Annotated in this window: 10 protein-coding genes; 7 read left to right on the forward strand and 3 right to left on the reverse strand. The window is 65.8% G+C overall.

All coding sequences use genetic code 11. The features are described 5' to 3' along the window. Window positions 1–7 precede the first annotated feature (7 nt). From IT430_03810 to IT430_03820, 3 genes are all read right to left on the reverse strand, one after another. Window positions 8–562, reverse strand: coding sequence for a hypothetical protein (locus IT430_03810; GenBank protein MCC6907045.1), 555 nt, complete (start codon window positions 560–562; stop codon window positions 8–10). After that, window positions 559–1,926 carry a ParB N-terminal domain-containing protein gene (locus IT430_03815; GenBank protein MCC6907046.1) on the reverse strand — a complete coding sequence of 456 codons (1,368 nt, stop codon included), beginning with the start codon at window positions 1,924–1,926 and terminating at the stop codon, window positions 559–561. The genes IT430_03810 and IT430_03815 overlap by 4 nt, the downstream gene beginning before the upstream one ends. A 123-nt stretch (window positions 1,927–2,049) precedes the next feature. After that, window positions 2,050–2,820, reverse strand: a complete 771-nt coding sequence (locus IT430_03820) for an SOS response-associated peptidase (protein MCC6907047.1) — start codon at window positions 2,818–2,820, stop codon at window positions 2,050–2,052. 544 nt (window positions 2,821–3,364) lie between these two features. Here IT430_03820 and IT430_03825 point away from each other — a divergent pair. The 7 genes from IT430_03825 to IT430_03855 form a co-directional block, all read left to right on the forward strand. Continuing rightward, window positions 3,365–4,045, forward strand: coding sequence for a tyrosine-type recombinase/integrase (locus IT430_03825; protein MCC6907048.1), 681 nt, complete (start codon window positions 3,365–3,367; stop codon window positions 4,043–4,045). 247 nt (window positions 4,046–4,292) lie between these two features. Then, the gene (locus tag IT430_03830; GenBank protein ID MCC6907049.1) at window positions 4,293–5,918 is read left to right on the forward strand and encodes a hypothetical protein; all 1,626 of its coding nucleotides are present in this window, start codon (window positions 4,293–4,295) and stop codon (window positions 5,916–5,918) included. An 82-nt stretch (window positions 5,919–6,000) separates the two neighbouring features. Beyond that, on the forward strand, window positions 6,001–6,201 hold the full coding sequence (locus IT430_03835; protein MCC6907050.1) for a hypothetical protein: 201 nt from the start codon (window positions 6,001–6,003) through the stop codon (window positions 6,199–6,201). Between the two features lie 104 nt (window positions 6,202–6,305). Continuing rightward, window positions 6,306–6,497, forward strand: coding sequence for a helix-turn-helix domain-containing protein (locus IT430_03840; protein ID MCC6907051.1), 192 nt, complete (start codon window positions 6,306–6,308; stop codon window positions 6,495–6,497). Window positions 6,498–6,592: 95 nt separating this feature from the next. After that, a complete protein-coding gene (locus tag IT430_03845; protein MCC6907052.1) occupies window positions 6,593–9,127 on the forward strand; it encodes a DUF3987 domain-containing protein in 2,535 nt (844 codons plus the stop codon). After that, a complete protein-coding gene (locus IT430_03850; protein MCC6907053.1) occupies window positions 9,124–9,846 on the forward strand; it encodes a hypothetical protein in 723 nt (240 codons plus the stop codon). Before IT430_03845 ends, IT430_03850 begins: the two co-directional genes overlap by 4 nt. 3 nt (window positions 9,847–9,849) lie before the next feature. Beyond that, window positions 9,850–10,214 (forward strand): hypothetical protein (locus tag IT430_03855; GenBank protein MCC6907054.1); only part of this gene is annotated, 365 nt, incomplete at its 3' end.

Here is a 10,214-nt window from a genome sequence, read left to right on the forward strand (position 1 = left end):
CATGGCTTCACGCCTCCCCCACCCCGGTGACCGCCGGGGTTTTCTCAGTGCTGCACTTCAAGTGCGCGTCCGTAGCGGTGTCCGCCCGAGCCGCCGCTGCGGCCAGCTCCCGCCGCCGCGCGATCTGCTGAAGCGCCAGTTCCCGGATGCCCGCCTGCTCGCGCGGGTACAGGTCGCGCCGGCTGATCTGGTACTCCACCAGCGAGTTCATGAACTCCATGAACAGCGCCACGACCACATTGGAGTCGGGCACGAGCGGCGCCTTGGGAGGCAAGCCGTCTTTGGGCCACAGCCGGTCAGGGGCCTGGTAGATGAGCCCGAACGAGAGATGGGCCGCGCACGGGCGGGGCTTGCCGGGCTCGCCGAACCAGGTGTAGTTCAGCACCTTGCGTCGGTCGATGATGCGGCGGATCAGGTCGGCGTGGTCGGCGCTGGCGGCTTCGTAGCGGTCGGTCCAGCGGTCGCAAGCTTCGTGGATAGTCATCTTCTGCGCAACCGCCACGCGGGCCTCCAGGCGGGCCACGCGGGCGTAGGCGCGGGAGCGGGGAAGGCGGGCGGTCACTTGGGCGACTCCGCGTCGTGGGCGACCGTGGTGCCAACGTTGGCAATCCGCTCGGCCTTCTTCCCGCTGAACGACTCGTACCGCTGCACGATCACGTCGCAGTAGAGCGGGTCCAGTTCCATGAGGAACGCGCGTCGGCCCTGCTGCTCGGCGGCGATGAGCGTCGAGCCTGAGCCGCCGAAGAGGTCGAGCACGTTCTCGCCGGGCTTGGATGAGTACGCCATCGCACGAGCCGCGAGTTCGACGGGTTTCTCGGTCAAATGTATCATGGACTGCGGGTTGACCTTCTTCACGTGCCAGAGGTCGGGGATGTTGGCGGGGCCGAAGAAGCGGTGCGCAGCGCCCTCACGCCATCCATAGAACGCCCATTCATGAGCGCCCATGAAGTCTTTGCGCGTCAAAACCGGGTGCTGCTTGTCCCAGATCACCGCCTGCGAGAAGTACAGCCCGTGCTTCTTCAGGACCGGCGGGTAGTTGCCGCAGTTGGCGTAGCCGCCCCAAATGTAAAAGCCACCGCCGGGGATGAGCACGCGCGCGATGTTGCCGAACCACGAGTCGAGCAGACGGTCGAACTCGTCATCGCTGACGAAGTCGTTGGCCAGGGGGCGATCCTTGGCCCTGAGCTTCTTGTGCGTTGCGCGCCCCTTCTCGGGGTATCGGTTGAGGTCTGCGCTCTGCTGGTCGTGCTGATCGGCCTTGCCAGGGAGCGAGAACGAACTCAGACCGGCGACGATCGCGTTGTTGGATCGTGGCTCAACACGAACGTTGTACGGCGGGTCGGTGTTGCAGAGATGCACCGGCTGCCCATCCAGCAGCCTGTCCACATCCTCGGGCTTCGATGAATCACCGCAGAGCAGGCGATGGTTGCCGAGGATGATCAGGTCGCCCGGCTGCGTGATCGCGGCGTCGGGCGGCGCAGGCACCTCGTCGGGATCGACCAGACCCGCGTTCCCCGGCGGGGCCATGATCTCGGCCAGTTCATCGTCGTCGAACCCGAGGTGGCGGATGTCCACACCAAGGTCCTTCAACTCCGCCAGTTCGATCGGCAGAATCTCGAAGTCCCAGTCGGCGATGGTTGCGGTCTGATTGTCGGCGATGCGGTACGCCTTGGCTTTGTCGGGCGTCAGGTCCGTCGCCACGTGCACGGGCACGCGCGCCAGCCCGAGCTTCTGCGCCGCCTTGTACCGCGTGTGGCCCACGACGATGACGCCCTCGCCATCAACGACGATCGGCTGCCGGAAGCCGAAGTCCACGATCGACCGCGCCACCGCATCCACGGCCGGGTCGTTCTTCCGCGGGTTCTTGTCGTAAGGCTTGATCGACTCAATTGGACGAAGCTCGACCGCCAGATTGTTCAGCTGCATGTGTTCACCCTGACCCTTGAAGCTCCCCGAGGGGTTGCACTACGCCGCCTATCCATAGACGGCGTTGATGCAATTGTACACTGCGATCAGATGCGGTGATGCTTGCCGACAGCACCGGAGCACTCACGCCGCCGGCGCGATGCACTCCGGCCCCGTGTTGGCTGGCTTGTTCACGTAGGTCGAGACCTTCCGCGCCGCCATCCGATCGGCCGAGAACGGCTTGAGCAGGTCGCTCCCGCCCTCGGTCAGCCAGCGGTCGTGGTCCTCGGGCTCCAGGATCACCGGCATCCGGTTGTGCAGCGGCTCCATCAGCTCGTTGGGCGTGGTCGTCAGGATCGTGAACGTGCGGAGGGGCGCATCCATCCCCTCCCCCTTCCACGACTCCCACAGACCTGCGAAGGCGAAGACACCGCCCTCATCCGCAGGCGTGATGTACCACGGCTGCTTGGTCTTGGCATCCAGCTTATGCCACTCGTAGAACCCGCTGACCGGCACGATGCACCGGCGCTTCTTGAAGGCCTCTCGGAATGCGGGCGAGGTGGCCGCCGTCTCGCTCCGCGCGTTGATGGTCTTGTACGCGATGGTCCGGTCCTTCGACCAGAACGGCACGAGACCCCATGTCAGAAGCTCGCCGTGCCGACCGTCGGCGTGCATCGTCACCACCGGCGCGGTCTGCGTGGGCGCGACGTTGAACCGCTCCGGCAACTTGGGCGCCTCACCCGCAGCCGGGTACACCAGCTTCACGAGCCGGACCAGCTCCTTCCACTTGAACAGATGGGTGAATCGGCCGCACATGGGAGATTGTTGCTCGGCCAGGGCGGGTATGCTGCGTGGGTGCAGACCACGCGGCGATGCTTGTGGCTGATTCGCTGGGGTGACCTGCGCGGTGCTCACCGCGGGCTATCCGCTGATGGTGTGGTGGACCGTCGCGGTCTACCCGTGCCCGTACTGCCTGTTCGGAACCGAGGGCGGGTGCGTCGGCGTGGGCTGGGCCACCGAGGCCAAACCCATCGCACGAGATAGACCGAGCGTTCATGTTCAAGAAGAGTTGCTGCGATTGGGGACGTCGTACTGGCTCCCGCCGCACGGTCACGACTTAGGGCAGCAATGGGCCGTCTGTCCCGTGTGGCTCTTGCTCCTGGCGGCGGGTGTCCCCACCGCGCTGGCTTGGCGCGCCGAGCGCCGCCGCGTCCGGCGCGAGCGTGTTGGAAAGTGCCAAGCATGCGGCTACGACCTCGCCGGGCTCGCCGAGTCCGCCGGTTGCCCGGAGTGCGGCCGGGCTCGATCGGCCCCGGACTGACCGACTTCCACACAGCTACGCCCACGTGGAAGACTTGTAGCCATGCCTTGATCCGCGGCCCGCGTTGAGGTACTCGTGGTTGCACCGGCTGCGTGCGTCCGATGGGGGGCACACGCTGCCCGGCCCAGGAGTTACGCCATGTCCCCGATCCACGCGGGCGGGACGGGCGGGGTGTACAAAGGGACTGTGCGGCGGCGCAAGCCCCGCCGCCGCTTCCCGGCCGAGGTGCTGACCCACGACGAGGTGCTGGCGCTGCTCGCGGCAATCAAGGGCCCGGCGGCGACGGCGGCGAGGAACAAAGCGCTGCTGGCGGTGATGTACCGCTCAGGCCTGCGGGTGTCCGAGGCGCTGAGCCTGGAGGTCAAGGACGTGGACCTCGCTGCCGGGAGCATCCGCGTTTTGTTCGCCAAGGGCGGCCGGGCCCGGACGGTGGGGGTGGATACAGGGGCTCTGGCCATCCTCCGCGACTGGTTGGCGGTACGGCAAGACGTGGCGATTGTGGCGGCGGGGGGGAACGGTCGGTCCACCCGGCACCGCGCCGCCCTCTTCTGCACCCGCGGCGGCGGCCGTCTCACCACCGCCTACATCCGGCGGCTCCTGCCCCGTCTGGCCCGCCTCGCCGGCATCGCCAAGCGCGTCCACGCCCACGGCCTCCGCCACACCCACGCGGCCGAGTTGCGTGGCGAGGGGATCGACATCGGCATCATCTCCAAGCAACTCGGGCACGTGTCCATCGCCACCACCATCCGCTACCTCGACCACATCGCGCCGCGGGCGGTGGTGGAGGCCGTGAGGGGGAGGGCGTGGCAGTTGGCGTGAGCCACTAGCGTAACGCATTCCCGGTCTGAATGCCGGTGCCTCATCATCCGATTCTGCTGCCATGCGCAGGGCACCCGAGGACCTCACCACAATCTCGCGATCGCGAGTTGCTGGTCGCGTCGTAGCAGTCCGCGGATCGATTGGCCTGGGCTACGGATCGCGGCTAGACCTGACCTCCTGTCGGCTCCTGTAACGCTCGATCCGGCCTGCAAACAATGCCGGCGGGAGGGGCTGACGAGGGCTCGCCTTGAACCCCCCGACTGCCGACACCCTGTTTGCGCAAGCCGAGTCCGCAATCGTATCGATCTTCGTTCGCACGAAAGACTTAGTCCACCGTATCGACCACCTCATTGCCCGCATCGCGGACAAGCCCGCCGACGCGCCGGCCAGTTGGTACTGGCCCGCGACAGACCATACTGGGCGGCACGCCGATCCGGTCCGGCTTGCCGAGATGAACGCGCCCACCGCTCCGGCGATCGACCGAAACTGTGCGAAGGTCATCGAGTACGTGCTGCTCCTGAGAGAGGCGTTTGACCTTGCAGATGCCGCCGTGGAAGCCGTCGGCCCGTTGATCACCACCAACAACGGCGTGACCAACGAAACCTGGACGGTCACGACGAAAGGCGCCATCAACAGGATTCGATTAGCCATTGTTGAAGGACAGGCCGACCGCAAGCCTCCGACTTGCTTGCCCATCCCGAGCAATCACGATGCAATCGAATCGGCTCCGAACGGATTGGAGACTCAACTGCATCCTCTGCGGATCGAGCGCGAGCGATTCGCCAAGCGCGTTGCTTGTGCCGAGCCTGTGGTCAGGCACTCCACGGCGGCCGTGATCTTCAGCACGACTCCGCATCTGTGGCAACGGATTCAAGTCCTGCTTGAGTTGATCTGCCTCGAGTGCGCCACAGATCACGAGTTACCGCTCGACAGGATTGGTCAGCTCGGCACCGACGGGCTGACCGTCGTGGCGCGGGATGTTGATCAGCGGATTCCGTGCGGGCTGCTCGATGGCGGAGGACCCCAAACCACTGCGTGCATGGACAACTGCAACCAGCTCAAGACGCTGTTTGGATCTCTCAGCCGGGCGTCCCGTGTTGGCTTGACACCCGAGGCGCGGTCGCGCCTCACGAGCCAAGCGGCGGAACTCGCCGACTGGATCGAGGGAACGCTGCGGCCGTACTACCCGGAGCAGTGGGTTGAAACACCTGCGCTGCGGCTCGCGCTCAGGCCGGCTCCGATGGTCGTCGCCGAGGTGTACACATCGCTGCTCGAACTGGCGGATGCAGCCTGGAGAATCGAGTATGTCGCGAACGAGCGGAGTGTTCCACTCGATCGTCTGCGACAAGCACTCCAAATGCTCCCAGACGCGCCCTCCGACGAGTTGACGTCCGCTATCACCCGCGTGGAATCAATCGCGGAGTCCGGGTGCGTACCGGGATCGCGGTTGGGGTTCCCGGGCATTCAAGACGACCAGACAAGAGATGACTGCGCCGCACTCGTTGCGTGGTGGCGTAGGTTGACCACAGAGAAGACAACGTCGCCAGCGCAACCGCGCAGATCCGCTCGTGTCGAAATGCCTCCTTCACTGGTGCTTCGTGGAAGGGATCAGGGACCGATTGTTTGCGATGTTGAGAAGCCCATCTTGGGCGAGAAGAGCTACAACGTCATCGATTGCTTGATTGCTGCGGGCGCGAGGGGTCTGGTGGGCCGCACGCTAAGCACCCGCAGCGGAAGCGGCGATGCCGTGAACATCCTCAAACGGCTGTCGAAAGTCGACCCCGACTGGAAGCGAGTGATCGTGCTTCCGGGAAGAACTGGCCGTGGCTACCGGGTCCTCGGCGGTCGGCACGAAGCCCCGCCCAACCCATGACATTCCACAACATCCCACAACCCCTCCCACAACTACCCACGACTTCACTGACTCTCGCGAATTGTCGCACGGAGTCTGTGAAATGCCTGAGCACAAGCGTTTGGAGTCCGCGAAAGTCGTGGCTGAGGCCGTGGGTGTGCAACCCGCGACCGTGCTGGCGTGGTACCGCCGCGGGTGGATTCCCGGCTATCGCGCGGGGCTAAGACCGGTCCTGTTTGATGTAGATGAGGTGCGCCGCGCACTCTCGGAGCGGTCCGACAAGGTCGTGAAGGGAGCGGCGTAATCATGCACCGCACCCACCCTCCACCCAAAAGCGACGCGGCCCCGAATGTTCAGCCCGGGGCGCACGTCGCGAATCGCTCAGTTGTTCAAGACAATAGCCCGGGGATGCCGTCGCAGCCAATCCTGACGACTTCCCTTCGCGCCGCCGAGTCGTTATCTATCTCGATTCGCACGCTGGCGAACCTCACCGCGGCGGGCGAGTTGCCCTGCGTCCGGATCGGCCGCGCCGTGCGGTACGACGTAGCGGACCTCCGCGCCTTTATCGAAGCCCGCAAGACCGCTGGGGGTGGCGCTTGAAGAACCCTTCCTACGACCGCGAGGAGATCATCCGCGCCGCCAATCTGCTCATCGAGCCGAGTGGTGTCACCGAGGTCCGCGCCCTCGATGCCACGATGGTGGGTGATCGGCGTGTCGGCACCATCAGTGGCTACTTCGACTCGCCCGAGGCACTGGCCGACAGCATCAGCCGCATCGAGCACGCCAAAGGGATCTACATCGTCCCAAACGTCGTGAACCCGGCGCTGCTTGCACGGGCGAACAACCGGATTCGGATCACCGGCAAGGGCGACCCGTTGACGGCCGACCACGACATCGTGCAACGGCGTTGGTTGCTCATCGATCTCGATCCGCAGAGGCCGGCGGGCATCAGCTCGACCGACACCGAGCACTCATTGGCACATGAGCGGGCCGAAGCCATCCGATCGCACCTGCGCGAACTGGGCTGGCCCGAGCCGATTCTCGCCGACAGCGGGAACGGCTGGCATCTCCTCTTTCGCATCGACCTTGCCGCCGATGATGGCGGCCTTGTCCAGCGGTGCCTGACGGCTCTGGCCGCACGGTTCGATGACGCTGCGGTGAAGGTGGATACCGGCGTCTTCAACCCCGCCCGAATCTGGAAGTTGTATGGCACGCTCGCCTGCAAGGGCGATGCGACCGCTGATCGGCGGCACCGGATGTCGCGCCTCGTATGCGTCCCCGACAAGATTGACGTGGTGCCCGTGACGCAGCTCACTGAGCTGGCGGGTCAGCCGATCCCGAACGCCGCGGGCGGCATGATCATTCTGGGCGACTTGCCAGCGATCACCGCCTCCAGCTCGTTCGACATCGATGCGTGGATCAAGCAGCACATTCCCGACGCGGGCGAGCCCCAGCCGTGGAGCGGTGGTCCGAAGATGTGGAAGCTTGCGGCTTGCCCGTTCAGCACCGCCCACACCGACGGCGCTTTCGTCGCGGTGTTGAGCAGCGGGGCGATCTCGGCGGGTTGCCACCACAACGGCTGTCAGGGCAAGGACTGGCACGACCTCCGCCAGAAGCTCGACCCGCGAGGGGCGCGACAGACGACGGCGTTCCAGACCAAAGGCGGCACGACCGAGCGCGCCGATGCGAAGGCGGAATGGGGACAGCCCCGTCCGTTCGAGACGGGATCGACGCCGCCTCCGTTCCCGCTCGAGGACGCATTCCCAGCCTCGCTCAGCGACCTTCGCGCGTTCGTTGTCGCCGTGGCGGAGCAGCTGCAGGTTCCGATGGACCTCCCGGCCATGATGGTACTGCCGTTCTCCTCGGTCTGCATCGCCAAGAAGTTCGAGATTGAGCTACGGCCCGGCTGGCGCGAACCTCCGGCTCTGTGGGTCCTGGAGCTGCTGTTCAGCGGAGAGCGCAAGAGCGGAACTTTCTCGGTCATGGCCGAACCGATCCTGGGGTGGGAGCGCGACGAGGCCGAGCGCCTCCGACCCGACATCGCACGGGCGGTCGAGGAACGGAAGATCGTCGAGGCGAGGCTGGCCGCGTGCCGCAAGGCGGCCGCCAAGGCCACGCTTAACGAGGTCAAGGAGAAGACCGAGCAGGCCGTGGCGCTGGCGCAGGAGCTCGACGCGATGCCGATCCCCAAGGTCCCGGTGGTGTTCACATCGGACGCCACAACCGAGGGATTGGCCGGAATGCTTGTCGAGAATCAGGAGCGGGCTCTGGTTGCGTCGCCTGAAGCAGATGCCCTCGACGTGATGATGGGGCGGTACGCCGAGAAGAACGTGCCCAACATGGGCATTTGGCTGAAGGGTCACGCCGGCGATCCCGAACGGATCATCCGTCGATCCCGACCGCCCGAGTACCTCAAGCGACCGGTGCTATCGGTTGCAATGGTGGTGCAGCCCGAAGCGGTGCGTGGGATGTTCGCGAGCCGAGTTGCCCGCGGCCGGGGCTTGCTTGCGCGATTCCTTCCTTCGTCACCTGCAAGCATGCTCGGCTTCCGCAAGACCGGTGGTGCGGCCGAGCCGATCCCCCCGGGGCTGACGCCGATGTACCGCAAGACCCTCCGGCGCCTGCTGGACATGCCCATCGATCTGGAGGCCGGTCCGACCATCGTTCGGCTGAGCGCCGAGGCCACCGCCCTGTTCAACGCCTTCGAGGCGCATGTTGAGTCCCAGCTGGCCAAGGGGGGAGCATTCTCAGACCGGCGTGATTGGGGCGGCAAACTCTGCGGCGCGATCGCCCGCATCGCGCTGGTGCTGCATTGCTTGCAGTTCGCGGTTGAGGGGGGTTCTGAGGGTTCTGCGCGAAATGCGCTCGAGCTTGACGCCCAGACGATGCGCGCCGCACTGGCGTGGGCTCCCTACCTGATCGATCACGAGAAGATCGTCGCGGGTGTGGTCGGCTGCGACCACGACACGGTGGTCGCCGAGCGGCTGATCGAGTGGCTGCAGCGCACGAACGAACCGTCGTTCACCCGCCGGCAGGCGTTTACCGAGAACCGGTTCGTGCTGGTCCAGACGGTGGAAGACATCGATGGGGCCTTGGTGCTGTTGGAGGACTTCGGCTACATCCGACGGGTGGTGGAAACGGAACCGAGGCCCGCTGGTGGCAGGCCGCCCTCTCCGACGTTCGTGGTCAACCCCATCTGGGTCAGGATTCCACCGCGGGAGGCGCCATGACCGCCTTCTCAAACGCCCTTCGCGGCTGGCTTGCAAAGGGGCAAAGCCCCAGCGCACAACACGCAGAACGCGCACAACCCCTCCCCCCCGCGGGTTCTGCGCGTTGTGCGCGTTCTGCGCAGGGCGAGTCCACCGTTGAAGAGGCCCTGCCGGCGGGCTGGAACGAGTGGTCGGAAGACAGTCGGTACATCTTCCTCGAACGCCTGGCCATCGCGGCCGAGCTTGGGATGTCGATCGAACGGGGCAGCCCGGCATGGGACATCGCCAAAGGTGAGGCCGTCGCGCTGACTCCTGCTGCCACACCGCAGGCCGAGGCCGACCGGCTGGCAGGGATCGTCGCATCCATCTTGGGTGTCCCGGTCACTGCTGATGTGCATCGTCCGGGCCAGTTGTTCCGAGGCGAACCCGATTGGTCGGACAACCCGCTCACCCCCATGGGCGCCGTGCAGCAGGGTGCAGCGCCATGCCGAATGTGCCGCAGGCGGCGATGGTGGCGGATCGCGGGCTCGACTGGAGAAGCAACGTGCGGCGCGTGCCATCCACCGGTCGCCGGCTTGGCGGTGGACTGGGTCATCGAGGACTCCCCCACTTCTCCCACCCCGACGACCACCGCGGACACGCCCACATCCAAATCGCCTGCACATCCACCTTCCAATCACGGCATGCTGCCCCTTCAGTCGCTTGGGCTCGATCGGCCAACGGCCGAGGAAGGGCCCTGAGACGTGGCATCCATCATCAAAGACCCGCAAGGACAGAAGCGAGTCGCGTTCACAGACCGCGAAGGCCGGCGTCGCAGCATCCGGCTCGGCCAGATCGACTCCCGCAACGCCGAGGCCATCCGCGTCCGCATCGAGGCGTTGGTCACCGCGTCGATCACCGGCATCGAAATCGACGGCGAGACCGCCCGGTGGCTGACGACCATCAGCCACCGTCTGCATGAGAAGCTCTCGAAGGCCGGTATGGTCGCCTCGAAGGAGACACGTGGCACAACGCTCGGCGCGCTGCTCGCCACCTACTTCAACCACCTCGCCGTCAAGAGCGGGACCGAGACCTGCTACAAGCAAGCCCGCCGGTCGCTCGAGGAGCA

The sequence above is a fragment of the Phycisphaerales bacterium genome (genome assembly GCA_020852515.1).
Taxonomy (GTDB): Bacteria; Planctomycetota; Phycisphaerae; order Phycisphaerales; family UBA5793; genus UBA5793.